The 14960-nt window shown below is 71.4% G+C and carries 12 protein-coding genes, 1 tRNA gene and 1 pseudogene; 4 read left to right on the top strand and 10 right to left on the bottom strand.

Features of this window, described 5'->3' with window-relative positions; genetic code table 11:
• Positions 1-157 precede the first annotated feature (157 nt).
• A complete protein-coding gene (locus tag ACF08N_RS00550; protein WP_392322330.1) occupies positions 158-526 on the top strand; it encodes an MmcQ/YjbR family DNA-binding protein in 369 nt (122 codons plus the stop codon).
• A gap of 669 nt (positions 527-1195) precedes the next feature.
• On the opposite strand, the gene ACF08N_RS00545 is transcribed toward ACF08N_RS00550, so the two are convergent.
• A complete protein-coding gene (locus ACF08N_RS00545; protein WP_392322329.1) occupies positions 1196-2503 on the bottom strand; it encodes an MFS transporter in 1308 nt (435 codons plus the stop codon).
• The gene (locus ACF08N_RS00540; RefSeq protein ID WP_392322328.1) at positions 2500-3864 is read right to left on the bottom strand and encodes a rhodanese-like domain-containing protein; all 1365 of its coding nucleotides are present in this window, start codon (positions 3862-3864) and stop codon (positions 2500-2502) included. Before ACF08N_RS00540 ends, ACF08N_RS00545 begins: the two co-directional genes overlap by 4 nt.
• Before the next feature lie 95 nt (positions 3865-3959).
• Between ACF08N_RS00540 and ACF08N_RS00535 the strand changes: the two genes are divergently transcribed.
• The gene (locus ACF08N_RS00535) at positions 3960-4625 is read left to right on the top strand and encodes an ArsR/SmtB family transcription factor (protein WP_392322327.1); all 666 of its coding nucleotides are present in this window, start codon (positions 3960-3962) and stop codon (positions 4623-4625) included.
• Positions 4622-4924, top strand: a complete 303-nt coding sequence (locus ACF08N_RS00530; protein WP_392322326.1) for a sulfurtransferase TusA family protein — start codon at positions 4622-4624, stop codon at positions 4922-4924. Before ACF08N_RS00535 ends, ACF08N_RS00530 begins: the two co-directional genes overlap by 4 nt.
• Before the next feature lie 59 nt (positions 4925-4983).
• Here ACF08N_RS00530 and ACF08N_RS00525 read toward each other — a convergent pair whose 3' ends face one another.
• Both ACF08N_RS00525 and ACF08N_RS00520 read right to left on the bottom strand, forming a co-directional pair.
• Positions 4984-5883 carry a transketolase family protein gene (locus tag ACF08N_RS00525; RefSeq protein ID WP_392322325.1) on the bottom strand — a complete coding sequence of 300 codons (900 nt, stop codon included), beginning with the start codon at positions 5881-5883 and terminating at the stop codon, positions 4984-4986.
• Between the two features lie 62 nt (positions 5884-5945).
• On the bottom strand, positions 5946-6650 hold the full coding sequence (locus ACF08N_RS00520) for a transketolase (protein ID WP_392322324.1): 705 nt from the start codon (positions 6648-6650) through the stop codon (positions 5946-5948).
• A gap of 148 nt (positions 6651-6798) precedes the next feature.
• On the opposite strand from ACF08N_RS00520, the gene ACF08N_RS00515 reads away from it, so the two are divergent.
• Positions 6799-6872 (top strand) — tRNA-Pro (locus ACF08N_RS00515).
• Positions 6873-7136: 264 nt separating this feature from the next.
• On the opposite strand, the gene ACF08N_RS00510 is transcribed toward ACF08N_RS00515, so the two are convergent.
• The 6 genes and pseudogenes from ACF08N_RS00510 to ACF08N_RS00485 all read right to left on the bottom strand — a co-directional run bounded on the left by ACF08N_RS00510 (position 7137) and on the right by ACF08N_RS00485 (position 14573).
• Positions 7137-8726 carry a family 43 glycosylhydrolase gene (locus ACF08N_RS00510; protein WP_392322323.1) on the bottom strand — a complete coding sequence of 530 codons (1590 nt, stop codon included), beginning with the start codon at positions 8724-8726 and terminating at the stop codon, positions 7137-7139.
• Between the two features lie 21 nt (positions 8727-8747).
• A complete protein-coding gene (locus ACF08N_RS00505) occupies positions 8748-9662 on the bottom strand; it encodes a carbohydrate ABC transporter permease (protein WP_392322322.1) in 915 nt (304 codons plus the stop codon).
• A pseudogene (locus ACF08N_RS00500) lies at positions 9662-10545 on the bottom strand (carbohydrate ABC transporter permease). The gene ACF08N_RS00505 and the pseudogene ACF08N_RS00500 overlap by 1 nt, the downstream one beginning before the upstream one ends.
• A 10-nt stretch (positions 10546-10555) precedes the next feature.
• Entirely contained in the window at positions 10556-11893 is a 1338-nt protein-coding gene (locus ACF08N_RS00495; RefSeq protein ID WP_392322321.1) for an ABC transporter substrate-binding protein, read from the bottom strand.
• Between the two features lie 406 nt (positions 11894-12299).
• Positions 12300-13388, bottom strand: a complete 1089-nt coding sequence (locus tag ACF08N_RS00490) for a LacI family DNA-binding transcriptional regulator (protein ID WP_392322320.1) — start codon at positions 13386-13388, stop codon at positions 12300-12302.
• A gap of 171 nt (positions 13389-13559) precedes the next feature.
• Positions 13560-14573, bottom strand: coding sequence for a hydroxyacid dehydrogenase (locus tag ACF08N_RS00485; RefSeq protein WP_392322319.1), 1014 nt, complete (start codon positions 14571-14573; stop codon positions 13560-13562).
• Positions 14574-14960 lie beyond the last annotated feature (387 nt).

Here is a 14960-nt window from a genome sequence, read left to right as displayed (position 1 = left end):
GTGCCCGGGCAGTTGGGCGGCCTCGGGCTGTGCGAGCGGGTACGCGCGGGGCGGCCGGAGCCGTGTGCGCGGTACGCGCGTGGCGGTCGGGGGCGCGTGCCCGTGGTGCGTCGTGCGGTTGCACGCACATGTCAGTGGTGCGTCGTACGGTCGCTGCATGGCCACTGCTGACGACGTACGCAGGATCGCGCTGGCGCTGCCGGGCGCGACGGAGAAGCTTGCCTGGGGCATGCCCACCTTCCGGCTGGAGGCGGGCGGTCGGATCTTCGCCTCACTGGACGACGACGACCGGGTGATGGGCGTCAAGTGCCCCAAGGACGAGCGGGAGGAGCTGATCGCGGCGGAGCCGCAGAAGTTCTTCCTGCGCGCGGGCCACGACGACAACTACGCGTGGCTGCGGGTGCGGCTGGGGGCGCTGGAGGACGAGGAGGAGCTGCGGGCGATCCTCCTGGACTCCTGGCGTCAGGCGGCCCCACGCAAACTCCTGGAGGCGCACCCGGACTTGGCGTCACCGCCGACGCGGTGACGCGGGGGTGCGCGGCGCGCGGGGGCGCGGACGCGTCCGGGTCCGTGCGGCGCGGGGGCGCGGCCCCAGGATGGCGTGCGGGCCGGGTGCCCGGCGCTGGCCGGGGCGCGGCTGATGGGGACGTGGGCGCGTCCGGGTCCGTGCGGCACGGGGGCGCGGCCCCAGGATGGCGTGCGGGCCGGGTGCCCGGCCGCGTGCCGCCGCACTACGACGGGGGCGCGGCGCCGCGGCTGCGGTGCCTGGCGGCCTGCCGCCGAGGGGGCGTGGCCCCGCCATCGCGTCCCTGTCGCGGGCCCCACGGTGGCGTCGCAGCCGCGTGCCGCGGCACTACGACGGGGCGCGGCGCCGCCGCGGCAATGCCTGGCGGCCTGCCACCAAGGGGTGGCGCGCAGTTGAGGGAAGCGCGGCTCGCGATGGCCTCCGGGCCTGCGTGCCCCGTTGCAGGGCTGCGGGGAGCGCGGCTCGCGGCTGATGGCAGTGCCGACCGCGAACGCGTCCAGCCGGCGTGCCCGGGCTGACCGGCCCTCGCGGTTACCGTCGGCGCGGCCCGCTCGGGCCCGGTGGCCTGCCGCCGAAGCGAGCCGTGCCGCGGGCGACGGGGGCGCGGCCCCGCCATCGCGTTCGGGCGCGCACTCGGCGGCCACCGTGGCGGCGGGGCGGACGCAGCAACTAGCGCGCCGCGCTGGCCGCGACCGAGCTGTCGGGTCGAGGGTGGGTTTCGTACATCCGTACCGCGACCGTCAGGCCCGACGCCGCCGTGAGCGCGGCGACGGCCCAGATCGCGGTGGTCAGGCCGTAGGCGTCGGCGAGGGCTCCGGCGAGGAGGGCGCCGACGGCGAAGCCGCCGTCGCGCCACAGGCGGTAGACGCCGACCGCGCGGGCGCGCCACGCGGGGTGGGCGACGTCGCCGATCGAGGCCAGCAGGGTGGGATAGACCAGCGCGGTCCCCAGGCCGAGCAGTACCTGTGCGGCGGCCCAGACACCGAACGTGGTGCCGGCGGCGACCAGCGCGATCGCGACGGCCTGCAGGAGCATTCCGGCGGTGATGAGGTGCTTGCGGCCGGCGTGGTCGGACCACCAGCCGGTGAGCATCTGCCCGGCTCCCCACACGGCCGGGTACAGCGCGGCCAGGATGCCGATCCGGGTCACGCCGAGGCCGTGGGCGGCGAACAGCAGGGGGAAGACGCCCCAGGCGAGGGCGTCGTTGAGGTTGTTGACCATCCCGGCCCAGCTGGCCGCCGACAGCGCCTTGTCGCCGAGGCTGACGCGGCGGGCGACCTGACCCGTGGTCAGCGTGCTGTGGTCGTGCCCGTCGTGGGGGAGGGGGTGGCGGGCGGCTTCCAGGCGCGCGTGCTCGCGGGTCTCGCGCACGGCCAGCGTGCACAGGCCGAGCGCGAGGACGGCGTACGCCGCACCGAGCAGGAAGGGCTCGGGCCGCAGCCCGTAGTGGTCGGCGACGGCGCCGGTGGCCATGGCGGTGGCGGCCACCGCGACGTAACCGGCGGCCTCGTTGAAGCCCATGGCCAGCCCGCGGCGTTCGGGGCCGACCAGGTCGATCTTCATGATGACGGTGGTGGACCAGGTCAGGCCCTGGTTGACACCGAGCAGGACGTTCGCGGCGATGATCCAGCCCCACGAGGGCCCCCAGGCCAGCATCGCCGGGACGGGCAGGGCGATCAGCCACCCGCCGACCAGGACGGGCTTGCGGCCGTAGCGGTCGGAGAACGTGCCGGCGAAGAAGTTGGTGACGGCCTTGGTGGCGCCGAAGGCGACGATGTAGGTCAGGGCCGAGGTGTACGCGGACAGGTGGAAGACGTCGTCGGCCAGCAGGGGCAGCACGGTGCGTTCCTGTCCGAGCATGCCGCCGACCAGGGCGTTGACCACGACCAGGAGGACGAACTGGGCGAGGTTCGCGCGCAGCCCCAGCCGCAGGTCACTGTCCCGCGCGTGGGTGCCGCCGGCAGGCGCGGCGGTCACGCGCCTTCCTCCAGCGCGCGACCGGTGGCCTTCGCCCAGTCGCCGGCCCCGCCGGTGAGCACCGCGAGCCGGCGGGCGCCTGCGCGGGCGAGGAGGCTGGCGGCGGTCATGGCCCGTTCCCCGTGGCCGCACATCACGACCGTGCCTTCCGGTGCCGTGACCGTCTGCTCGCGCAGACCGCCGAGTTCGGCGTGGACGGCCCCAGGGATGTGCCCGGAGGCGTACTCGGCCTCCTGTCGCACGTCGATGACGGGGCGGTCGTCGATGCGGTCGGCGGTGACCAGCTGGACGGCCTGTTCGGGTCCCGCGTCGGCCCGCCAGGCGTCCATGCCGCCGGCCAGCTGCCCGGCCAGGCGGTCGTAGCCGATCTTGGCCGCCTGCCAGGCCACCTCGGCGGCGTCCTGGCCGGGGCCGAGGAGGAACACCAGCGGCACGTCCTCGGGCAGCAGCCAGCCCAGCCATGTGGCGAACTGGTCGCGCAGCGGGATCGACACGGCTCCGGGGATGTGCCCGGCGGCGAACCGGGCCACGGGCCGGACGTCGACCACCTGCGCGCCGGAGCCGATCAGGTCCCGTACGGCGGCCGTGGTCAGCGGGGTGAGCCCGGGAGCGCCCGGCAGCAGGGCGGGACCGCGCCGGTTGACCTCCGCGAGCCGGTCGAAGTACGCGGGGTACGAACCCAGGCCGCCCAGCAGCGCGGCCGTGAACGCGTCCTGGTCCGCCGCCCCGAGCAGGGCGTTGGTCTTCTTCTGCGCGCCGATGGTGGTGGTGCGCTCGGCGCCCGACGGCGCGGAGCAGAACGACCCGGCCCCGTGCGTGGGCCACACCGCGGTGGCGTCCGGCAGCGCGGCCAGGCGGTGCAGGGAGCGGTACTGGGCGCGGGCCAGCTCTTCCGCGCGGTCGGGCCCGAGCAGGTCGGTGCGCGCGGCGGATCCGACGATCAGGGAGCCGCCGGTGAACACACCGAGCTCGCGGGAGCCGTCCAGCAGCAGGAACGACAGGTGTTCGTCGGTGTGTCCGGGCGTGGCCAGCGCCCGCAGGGTCAGCCCGCCCAGGTCCGTCTCGTCGCCGTCGGCGAGCGGGGTGTGCGCGAAGGCGCGGCGGCCGGCGGCGGAGGCCAGGATCGTGGCGCCGTCGTCGTGGGCGAGCTGCACGGCGCCGGTGAGGAAGTCGGCATGCAGGTGGGTGTCCGCCGCGTAGGCCACGCGCAGTCCGCGCCGGGCCGCGGCGGCCCGCAGGGCGCGCAGGTCACGGCTCGCGTCCACGGCGAGCGCGCGGCCGTCGCCGAGGTCGACCAGGTAGGAGCTGTTGCCCAGACCGGCGTCCACCAGCGGTGTCAGATGGTCCTCGGTGAAACCCATGGCTGTCCTCCAGGCGTGATCCGACGGCGTGGTGACGGGACGCCGCACTCACGGTTACACTATTCCATGGATTACTAGAGAAAGAAGTGTCAGTGATGGGAGACCCCGTCCGCAAGACCGCGCTGTTCGACTCGCTCGCCCGCACCGGCAAGGCGCTGTCCAACGGCAAGCGCCTGGAACTGCTCGACCTGCTGGCCCAGGGCGAGCGCAGTGTCGACGCGCTCGCCAGGGCCGCCGGGCTGGGGCTCACGACCGCCTCGGCCCATCTGCAGACGCTCAAGCAGGCAGGTCTGGTCGCCACCCGCCGTGAGGGCACCCGCATCCACTACCGTCTCGCCGGGGACGACGTCGCCGCGCTGTACGCGCTGCTTCAGCAGGTCGCCCGCACCCACCAGGCCGCAGCCGACGCCGCCCGCGCCGCCTACCTCGGTCCCGACGACACCGACCACCTCACCCGCGAAGAACTGCTCCGGCGCGTCAAAGACGGGTCCGCTGTCGTCATCGACGTCCGCCCGGCCGAGGAGTACGCCGCCGGTCACATCCCCGGCGCCCTCTCCCTCCCGCTGGACGAGCTCGAAGCCCGCCTCGACGAACTCCCCGCCGGGGCCGCCGTCGTGGCCTACTGCCGCGGCACCAACTGCGTGCTCGCCCATGACGCGGTCCGCCTGCTCACCGCCCGCGGCCGCGCCGCCGAGCGGCTGGTCGACGGCATGCTCGAATGGCGCCTGGCCGCCCTCCCCGTCGAGGCGGGCGCCGCATGACCGACCGAGTCGGCGCCGAACCGCTGCTGATCGACGGGACCGGGCTGCTGTGCGTCACCCTCCTGCTCCGGCTGCGCGACCGGATCGCCGGCGCCGCACCCGGAACGGTGGTGCACGTCGTCGCCACCGACCCGGCCGCCCCGCTCGACCTGCCCGCCTGGTGCCACATGACCGGCCACGCCTACCTGGGGCCGGTCCCCGACGACGCCGGCCGTCCGGTCTACGCCCTGCGGCTGGTCGCCGACGCGCGCGTCACCCGGCCCGACGCGCCCTGGCACCGAGCCGGGCCGAGCCGCTGACCTGCGGGAAACCGCCACAGGGCTTCCCGCGAGGCCGTACGGGACCGCCCTCAGTGGCGTCACTGCCGGAAGAAGGCGGCGATCTGCTTCCGCAGTGCCGCGGCGTCCAGCCCGTGGGCCGTCAGGTGCTCCTCGATCGTTCCGTACCTGCGCAGCTCGCGCCGCGAGACGCCGAGGCCCAGCACGCGGTGGGGCACCTCGGCCAGGGCCTCGGTCGCCGGCGTCGTGGACGTGCCCGCGAGATACGGCTCGACGATCACGACGGAGGCGTCCCGCTGCCCGTCGGTCGCCGCCCGCAGTGCCGCCGCGTCGAAGGGGCGCACGGTCGTGGCGTAGAGCACCGTCACGTCGAGGCCCTCGGTCGCCGCCAGGACGTTGTCGAGCATCGGACCCACCGCGATCACGACACCGCCGTGGCCCTCCCGTACGGTCTGGAAGCCCGCACCGGTCACCGGATGCGGCGTTGCGTTCGACTGGTTCGACAGGCGGACGTACACCCGGTCGTCCCCCTTTACGGCCTTGCGCAGCAGGCCCTCCGCCTCGTCGGGGTGACCGGGGACATGCACCGTCCAGCCGTCCAGGGTGTCCAGGAGGGCGACGTCGCCGGGCGACATGTGCGTGAAGCCGCCGGCCGGCCAGTCGTACGAGGCGCCGGCACTGACCAGCACACCGCCCGTCACCTGGTGGCCGAGGTCCAGCTTCACCTGCTCGAAGGGCCGCTCGACGAGAAAGCTCGCGAACGTGTGCATGATCGGCCGCATCCCGGTGAGCGCGATGCCCCCGCCGGCGCCGATGAGGAGCTGCTCGCGGATGCCGACGTTGATCACACGGTCCGGGTGGCGGCGCTGGGCGGCGTCGAAACCGTCCCGGCTGATCTCCGCGAGGACGAGCGCGAGCCGTGGGTCCTCGTCCAGCAGCCGCGTCGTGGTGGAGATGAAGCGGTCGCGCATGGTGTCCATCGTTCGTGGTTCCCCTCGTGGCAGTGGTGGAAGAAGTGCGGGTCGCCGCAGATGCGCGGGACTCAGGCGTGCTTGGACTCGACCCGGGCGACGACCGCCCGCGGGCGTCCGGGGTGCGGCGCGGTGAACGCCGCGTGCAGCGCCTCGTGGTCGCGGCCGTCGACCGTCTCGGCCGACCAGCCGGCCGCCTCGAAGCGGGAGGCGATGCCGCCGGGCCAGCCGTGGGTCGCGGACGAGTTGTCGATCACCAGCGTGTGCAGCTGCTCCAGGCCGGCAGGTCCCGCGTAGGCGATCGCCTCGTGGTTGCTGCCCTCGTCGAGTTCGGCGTCGCCGATCAGCACCCACACCCGCGGGTCGGTCAGGCCCTGCGCCCGCAGGCCGAGCGCGGTGCCGACGGCGAGCGGGAGTCCATGGCCGAGCGAGCCGCTGCCGATCTCGGCGCCCGGGACGAGCACGCGGTCGGGGTGGTGCCCGAGCGGGGAGTCGTACGAGCCGAAGTCCGGCAGCCATTCCTCGGGGAAGAAGCCCTTGGCCGCGAGGACGGCGTAGTACGCCATGGGGCCGTGCCCCTTCGAGAGCAGGAAGCGGTCGCGGCCGGCGTCGTCGGCGGTCTCGGGCGCGACCCGGAGCACGCGGTCGTACAGGACCCACAGGGCGTCGAGTGTGGAGGTCGCGGCGGGGTCGTGCTTCTCGTCGCCGGTCATCAGGGCCATGAGCCGGTTCAGATCGCCGAATCCGGGTGCGGGGGTGGTCTTCGTTGTCATCATGTGCACCACCGTGCGACCTGAAGTTTGGTTGAGGTCAAGCGCGTCGTGCGGGCGGCTGTGGCGCAATACGGGTTCGTGACCACCGGGTGGAGTGCGGTATTGTTCTCATGCGCGTTCGGCCGGGGGAAACCCCAGGTCACACGGGCACCGGGACGTGGCGCAGCTTGGTAGCGCACTTGACTGGGGGTCAAGGGGTCGCAGGTTCAAATCCTGTCGTCCCGACTCGAAAGAGTCGCAGGTCAAGGGGCCGTTTCAGAGCAATCTGAAACGGCCCCTTGATCGTTTCCGGGGGCCGGACCGGGTGTCTGCCCGAGCATGGCCGGGGCGGGGCACACACCGGCGGCGACGCGGACTGACAGCACCCATGGGCTGCAGCGCCCGCATTTCCCGCACCGCCCTGCGTGGCCGGACGGCCGTCGGCTGCATACCGGGGCTCGGTGGTGCCGGTGTGGTAGCAGGCGCGCCGGTTCCCGCACGGCACACCGGTCACCCGCAGGTGAGCCGGAACCCCCCGAAGTCGGCCGTGAACGCCGCGTCGACCAGGTCCCACGCGTGGATGCCGGCCATTGCCCCGGTGAAGCGCAGTCCTGATCCGTGGTCGTCGGAGAGCCTGCTGAAGTCCAACGGGGGCCCGACCGGCGTGCGCACGCCGTGGTGGACGTACCAGAACCGTGCCTCGGCGCCGTCGACGGTCACGCCCAGCGTGACCGGTGCGTCCGCCTCGACGTCCACGACGGCCGTCTGCCGGATGTCGCCCTCGTCGCGTTCCACGAGGCTCAGCACCGTACGGCCCTCGCCCCGCCACTGCTGGCCGTGCTGGCCCTCGCCCGCAGGTTCTGCCCAGGTGAGGTCGAGGCTGAGGTAGGCGTCTCGGCTGTACCGGAGCACCAGACCGGCGGCCTGGGTGAACGTCTGCGGCCGTGCCTCGACGGTGACCTCGGCCTCGGCACGGTGCTCGGTGATCCGCTGGGCCAGGAGGCTGTGGGCCCACAGCGATTCGGGACCGTGCCGTCCGCGCAGGCGGATCCACCCCGGCCGGGAGTCCGTGTCGGCCCAGGACGGGTCCGGGGCGGCACGCAGGGTGCTCCAAGGCCAGCCCAACGGCTCGTGAGGACCGGCCAGTCGAGGCACGGGCGCATCGGGAGGCGTCGGTACGTCGACTTCGACCGCCGGGTGCCAACCGCCGTGCCGCAGCCTGGGCCGGCCGTCCTCGTCCCAGGTCAGCGCCTGGATCGCCGTCTCACGGCCGAGGGGACAGCGCGGACCCTGCGCCGTCCGCAGCGGGCGGGCCGTCAGATGGCTCAGAACCCATTCGCCGCCCTGCGTCTCCACCAGCTCCGCGTGACCGGCTTTCTGCAACGGCCACGAGAGATCGTCCCGTGCGGTCAGCAGGGGCCTGCTGTCGAGCTCGTACGGGCCGGTCAGCGTGCGGCTGCGCGCCATCAGGACCCCGTGTTCGAATCCCGTGCCGCCCTCCGCGAGCACCAGGTGGAACCAACCGTCGCGCCGCAGCAGCTTGGGCCCCTCGATGAGCCGTTCGTGCTGGAGCAGCAGGTGGGTGTCCCCGATCGGAGCCAGCGTGCCCCGGTCCAGCTCGGTCAGGACGATCCCGGCGAAGCGCTGCCCGCCGGGGCGGTGGTCGGTCTGCAGGTTGAGCAGCCAGAGCCGGCCCTCGTCGTGGAACAGAGCGGGGTCGAAACCGTGGCCGGCGACCCGGCGCGGGGCCGTCCATGCTCCGCTGACATCCGTGGCCGTGGAGATGTACGTGTCCAGGTCGAAATACGGCGTACCCACCGAGCGCACAACGGAGTAGATCATCCAGAACCGCTCGCCGTCCCAGCTCAGCGACGGCGCCCAGATGCCGCCCGAGTCCGGGACCCCGGCGAGCGAATCGCCGGGGACCGCGCCCCGGACGTGGCCCGCGTACTCCCAGTGCGCCAGGTCCCGGGAACGGTGGACGGGAATCGTCGGGAACCACTCGAAGGAACTCGTCGCCACGTAGTACCAGTCGCCGACCCGGACCAGTGAGGGGTCCGGTGCGAAGCCGCGGATGACGGGGTTGTGCAGCACGGTCACGTCAGGGCTCCCGTAGGGCGGTCACTTGAGGGCCCCCAGCGTGACGCCCGTGCGCCAGTAGCGGCGCATCGCGACCATCATGATCGCCATCGGGACGATGGACAACAGCGCACCGGTCAGCACGAGGCTGGTCAGGTCGACGCCGGACTCCAGGCGTTTGCCGGACCAGTTGTACAGGCCCAGGTTGAGGGTCCAGTTCTCCTCGCCCCGCAGTACGGTCAGGGGGAGGAAGAAGGCGTTCCAGGTGTTCACGAAGGCGAGCAGGAAGACCGTGGCGCCGCCCGTCGTCATCATCCGCAGCACGATGCTGAAGAAGATCCGCAGCTCGCCGGCGCCGTCGATGCGGGCCGCCTCCAGGAGTTCGAAGGGGATCGTGGCCTCGGTGTACACCTTGGCCAGGTACACGCTGAACGGGTTGATCAGGCAGGGGATCAGCATCGCCCACGGGGTGTCGACCAGGCCGATCTCCGAGAACAGCAGGTACAGCGGCAGGGTGAGCAGGGCGATCGGGATCAGGAACGAGCCGACCACGCAGGCGAAGACCAGATTGCGCCCCGGAAAGTCGAAGCGGGCCAGGCCGTAGCCCGTGGCGAGTGCGAGGAGAGTGCCGCCGAGCGAGCCGACGCCCGCGTACAGGAACGAATTGGCCGTCCAGCGCAGGAAGATGCCGCCCTCGTACGTGAACAGTTGGTGCAGGTTGTCCCACAGGTGCCAGCCGGAGAACCACAGGCCGTTGGTCTGGTACAGCCCGGTCCGGTCCTTGGTGGAAGCGATGATCAGCCACCACACCGGGAACAGGCTGTACGCGCTCGCCAGGACCAGGCCGAGCAGCAGGAAGCGCTGGCCGCCCCGGCCTCGCGAGGCAGCGTCCGGACGGGGCAGGCGCCGCACGGTGCGGACCTCCGGACGCCTGGTTCCGGAATCGGTCGTCAGCATCAGTCCACCTCCTTCGAAGTGAGCCTGTAGAAGAGGAAGGAGGCGAAGCCGAGGATCAGGGCGAGCAACACCGACAGGGTCGCGGCGTAGTGGTAATTGCCGGCGTTGAACGCCTGGTTGTAGATGATCACGATCGGAGTGAAGGTGTCGCTGACCGTCTGCGGTGTGACGTTCCGGAACAGCGCGGGCTCGTTGAAGATCTGCAGCATCTGGATGATCGACAGCATGCCGGTCAGCACCAGCGCCCCCCGCAATGCGGGATCTTGATGCTCAATGCGATCCGCCGCTCGGAGGCGCCGTCGAGGCGCGCGGCCTCGAACAGCTCACGGGGCACGCCCTGGAGCGCCGAATAGATGATCACCATGTTGTAGCCGATACCGTGCCAGGTGAGCAGGTTGCCGATGGACGGCCAGACCATGGACGGGGAGAAGAAGTTCCAGTCGAGGCCGAAGAGTTCGCCCAGAGGTGTCAGCGGACCGACCTCGGGGCTGTAGAGGTTGATCCACACGATGGCGGCGACCACCCCGGGGATCATGTACGGCACCAGCAGCAGGATCCGGAACCGGCCCGCCACCTTCGAGGCGACCGCGTCCAGGAACAGCGCCAGGACCAGGCTGACGAGGAGCATCACCGGGATCTGCACGCAGGCGAACAGCACCACCCGCAGCACGGACCCCATGAACGCCGAGTCGGTCAGGCCCTGCAGGTAGTTGTCGAAGCCGGCGAACTGTTCGGTGGCGCCGCCCAGCCCGAGGCCGGACTGCTGTTCGCGGTACAGCGACTGGTGGACGGCGTAACCGATGGGGAGCAGGTACAGGAAGACGAAGCCGAGCTGGAAGGGCACCGTGAAGGCGGCGCCCTTCCAGCGCAGGGAGCGAATCATCGGATGTGCCTCAGTCCTTGACGCTGATGCCGCGGGCCTTCAGGTCCTTGACCGTCCACTCCTGCATGTGCGCCAGCAGATCGGTGACCTTCTGCTCCTTGTTGACGACCTTGGCCCAGCCCGCCTGCATCTCCGTGAACATCGCGGTCCAGTTGGGACCGAAGGTCCAGTCGGTGGTGACAGTGCCCAGGCTGTCGGTGACGACCTTCTGGGCCGGCTCGTACTTCTTGCCGAGCAGTTTCTCGGAGATCGCCTCATTGACGTACGCGTCGCTGTCCGCCAGCGCCGGCATCACGCCGTTGCCGGTCTCCGGGCTCGCCATCGTCCTGACCGCGCCCATGTCGGTGGACATCCACAAGGCGGCCTCGGCGGCCTGCTCCTGGCTCTTGCACTCCTTGGTCACCAGGGTGACGCCGGCGGTGAGGTTGGTGCCGGACGGGGTCTTGGCCGCCTCGCCCGTGTACGTGGGCCACGGGGACACCGCCCACTTGCCGAAGGACTTGGTGAAGTTCTGCACCATGCCGGCCATCTGCCAGGTGGAGATCTGCCGGGTCGCGGTGTCGCCGTTGTCGAAGCTGCGCTGGACGGCCGCGTAGTCGGCGAAGGACAGCTTGGCGTTCAGGTCGTTGTCGATGATCTCCTGGATCACCTTTGCGGCCTTCAGTGTGCCCTCGTCCTGGAAGTCCACCTTCCAGGCGTTGCCGTCGATGGAGTACCAGTGCGCCCCGGCCTGCATGGCCAGCACCTCCAGGGTGCTCGGGTCCTCACCGGCGTAGTTGGTGATCTTGATGCCGTGCTTCTTCAGCTCCTTGCCCGCGGCGATGAAGTCGTCCCAGGTCGCCGGGGGCTCGATGCCGTACTTCTCGAAGATGTCGGTGCGGTAGACCGTGAAGTTCGGGGAGGAGCTGGTGGGGACGCCGTAGAGCCTGCCCTGCACCTGCGCGGTGCCCCAGGAGCCGGCGTTGAACTTGCCCTTGGCCGACTCGACGTGCTCGGTGACGTCGGCGAGTGCGCCCTGCGAGACCCAGCTCGTCACGTACTCGCCGGTGTTCTGCACCAGGCAGGGAGCGTTGCCCGCCTTGACGGCATTGGTCAGCTGCTTCTGCATGGTCAGCTGGTCCGTGACCTTGGTGTATTTGAGCTGGACGTCCTTGTGCGAGGTGTTGAACGCCTTCACGACGTCCTCCTGGCCGTTGGCCCAGCCCCAGAATTCGAGGGTGACCGGACCGGAGGACCCCGAGGCGTCGTCCCCGGAGCCCGACCCGCCGCAGGCGGAGAGCAGACCTGTCAGCGCGATTCCCGCGACGGCGGCGGAGGCGAACCTTCTCCGGGAGCTGGTGAAGTTCATCTGACCGTGATCCTTCGGAACGAGGGCGTGTGAAAGAGGCAGCGGCTCTGTGGTGCAGGCCGGGCGCCGCGGCCGGAAGACGTCGGCTCGCAGCTGCGGGGATCGGCCAAGCACAAGCTGTAGTAAGCGGTTCCAGGACGGTAGGCCGACGTCCGAGCCCATAGCAAGAGGTGCGCGGGAATTTGTTGGGCGGGACGGTCCGGAGGGCTGTCTCCGGACCAGCGTCGTCCGTGCCCCGCACGAAGGGAATATGGGCAGGTCACAGGCGTGTTGGGCCGACCTGTTCAGCGCCGGACGAGCGCTCCCCGGTGGTACTGGCGGAACGCGAAAAGCTCTGGAAAACGATTACGAAACAAACGCTTTCCGTCTCTCCGTCTCTCCCTCTCTCCGTCTCTCCGTCGTTCCGTCAGTCGCTTCGGGCCGGCGGTTGTACGGAGTTGCGTACGACGACATGGGTTCCCAGCACCAGGTGGTCACCGTCGCTGCCCTTGCGCCGGCCCGCGCCGCCGTCGCGCCGGTCGGCCACCGCGCGCAGCGCGACGCGGCCCATCTCCTCGTACGGCACGTGCACGGTGGTCAGCTGGGGCGTGAGCTGCGAGGCGAGCGGAATGTCGTCGTAGCCGACGATCGACACGTCCTCGGGCACACGCAGCCCGGCCGCGCGCAGGGCCTGCATGGCGCCGGCGGCGACCACGTCGGTCCCGGCGAGCACCGCCGTGAAGTCCAGCCCCTCGCGCAGGCAGTCCTCGACGGCCTCGTACCCGTGCTCGTAGTCGTACGGGCCGTGCCGCACCATGCCCGGGTCGAAGGGCACGCCGTACGCCTCGAAGGCCCGCTGGGCGCCCTTCAGGCGGCCCTGCGCGGTGGTGAGTTCGGCGCGTCCCGGCAGCACGAGGACCCGGCGGTGACCGGCGGACAGCAGGTGGCTGGCCATCGCGTAGGCGCCGCCCTCGTTGTCGTAGTCGACGGTCGTGGCCGGTACGTCGCCCTCGAGGGGCGGCCTGCCCACCAGGACGAGGTGGGAGCCGGCCGCGTCGAGGGAACGCGCGAAGCGGGCCATGCGCAGCTGGTACTCGTCGTAGTCGTAGGCGCCGCCGAGCAGCACCACCGCCGCGACGCCCTGCTGGCGCATGAGGTTGACCAGCGTGAGTTCCCGTTCGGGGTCGTCCCCGGTCGTGCCGACCAGCGACAGCCAACCGCGCAGCGTGGCGGCGCTCTCGACGCCCTTGGCCACGTGGGCGAAGGCGGCTCCGGTGATGTTGTTGATGAGGATGGCCACCGTCGGAGTGCCGCCGCCGGCCAGCGAGCGGGCGTGCGCGTTGGTGACGTAGTCCAGGTCCTGGACCACCTTCATCACCCGTCGGCGCAGATCCTCCGAGACCGGGTAGTTGCCGGACAGGACGCGGGACACGCTGGCGACCGAGACGCCCGCCCGCTCCGCCACGTCCCGGATGGTGGCCCGTCCGGCGTCGCCGGACGCCTTGCGCTGACTCACCCTTGCGGCTCCTTCACCGTAGCGACTCGTGCGCCGGCCGGCAGGGGCCCGGCTGCCCGCCGGGCGACGGACATCCGTCCCCTCGCCGAACGAGCGGGAGGCCGGCTCCGCGCCGGTGCGGAAACCGTATCCCATGGTTTCTCCGGACGACTTTGCCGGTCGGCGCCCGGCTCAGGCGACACGGGCCAGGTCCGCGTGACGCACCTCGTGGGCCGGCGGCAGGCCCGAGGCCAGGCGTTCCAGCTCCTCCACGACGATACTGCCGAGCCGCTCCAGCTCGTTGCCGAGCGAGCCGGCGATATGCGGGGTGAGGAAGACGTTGGGCAGGTGGTACAGCGGGGATCCGGCGGGCAGTGGCTCGGGCTCGGTGACATCCAGAATCGCGTGCAGCCGGCCGGAGACCAGTTCGTCGGTGAGGGCGTCCGGGTCGACGAGGGCACCGCGGGAAGTGTTGATCAGGACGCCGCCGTCCCGGACGAGGGCGAGCCGGTCCCTGTCGAGCATGCGGTAGGTCTCGGGAATGCCTGGGGCGTGCAGGCTCACGATGTCGCTGAGGCGGAGCAGGTCGTCCAGCGACACCGACCGGACGCCGAGGGCGGCGGCCTCGGTGGGGCCGACGTAGGGGTCGTGCAGCAGGACCTCGAAGTCGAACGGCCGCAGCAGCTCCAGCAGTCGGCGGCCCACCCGCGAGGCGCCGATGATGCCGACCCGGCGGCCGCTGTTGCCCGTGTGCGCGGTCTCGGCGTGGGTCGGATAGGCATGGCTGGTGCGGAAGCGCTCGCGGTGGGTGAAGGTGTCCTTCCCCGCGAGCAGGATCATGGCGAGCGTGTACTCGGCGACCGGCACCGCGTTGCCGGTCACCGCGCTGGAGACGGTGATCCCGCGTTCCCACAGGGCGTCGCCGACCAGCGAGCGGACGGAGCCCGCGGCGTGCAGGACCGTGTGCAGCCGGGGTGCGGTGGTGAGGACGCCGGCGTCCAGGCCGGGGCAGCCCCAGCCGGTGATCATCACCTCGGCACGGGCCAGAGCCTCGGCCGCGGCGGGATCGGCGAAGTCCTGCACGACAAGTGCGGGGTCGATGTCGGACGCATGACGCAGCCGCGCCATGAGCGGCGGCGGGAAGAGCAGGGGGAGGTGCACCGGATCCATCGCGAACACGGCCCTCGGCAGCTGGGCGCTGGGCATGACTCTCCTGATGGGCTAGGTGGAAACATTTTCTGAAAGCGCCTTCTACGGTAGATCTGCCGAGAACAGGTGGTCAATCGCTTCCTGTCGGGACCGGGCATGCGTTCGGTTGCTGAACAGCAGAGCGCCGGCGGGGTGTTGTTGCTGGTCATCGACGGCTTGGCTGGTTCGGTCCCTTGCGACCGCGGGAGCCGGAGGACTCGGAAAGTCCGTCACACCTCTTGACGTGTTGGGCTCGCGGGAACAAGCTCCTGTAGCGCCCGTAGAAACCGGTTCCCGAAACTTCTCAGGCCGTGTGGCGGTCATGTCCGGGCGGCTTCACCCTCACCGTCGTCGGCACGACCACCGACGTCATCTCGGCCGGCCTCGCCCGTTGCTCCCCTTCCT

Source organism: Streptomyces sp. NPDC015127 (assembly GCF_043080095.1).
Taxonomy (GTDB): domain Bacteria; phylum Actinomycetota; class Actinomycetes; order Streptomycetales; family Streptomycetaceae; genus Streptomyces.
The sequence above is the reverse complement of the archived record's forward strand: the minus strand, read 5'-3'. Positions and strand labels throughout refer to the sequence as shown.

Coding starts and splice junctions, on each gene's coding strand:
- ACF08N_RS00520 (WP_392322324.1), bottom strand. CDS start 6,650: ATGATGACAACGAAGACCACCCCCGCACCCGGATTCGGCGATCTGAAC.
- ACF08N_RS00505 (WP_392322322.1), bottom strand. CDS start 9,662: ATGCTGACGACCGATTCCGGAACCAGGCGTCCGGAGGTCCGCACCGTG.
- ACF08N_RS00495 (WP_392322321.1), bottom strand. CDS start 11,893: ATGAACTTCACCAGCTCCCGGAGAAGGTTCGCCTCCGCCGCCGTCGCG.
- ACF08N_RS00530 (WP_392322326.1), top strand. CDS start 4,622: ATGACCGACCGAGTCGGCGCCGAACCGCTGCTGATCGACGGGACCGGG.
- ACF08N_RS00485 (WP_392322319.1), bottom strand. CDS start 14,573: ATGCCCAGCGCCCAGCTGCCGAGGGCCGTGTTCGCGATGGATCCGGTG.
- ACF08N_RS00540 (WP_392322328.1), bottom strand. CDS start 3,864: ATGGGTTTCACCGAGGACCATCTGACACCGCTGGTGGACGCCGGTCTG.
- ACF08N_RS00535 (WP_392322327.1), top strand. CDS start 3,960: ATGGGAGACCCCGTCCGCAAGACCGCGCTGTTCGACTCGCTCGCCCGC.
- ACF08N_RS00550 (WP_392322330.1), top strand. CDS start 158: ATGGCCACTGCTGACGACGTACGCAGGATCGCGCTGGCGCTGCCGGGC.
- ACF08N_RS00525 (WP_392322325.1), bottom strand. CDS start 5,883: ATGGACACCATGCGCGACCGCTTCATCTCCACCACGACGCGGCTGCTG.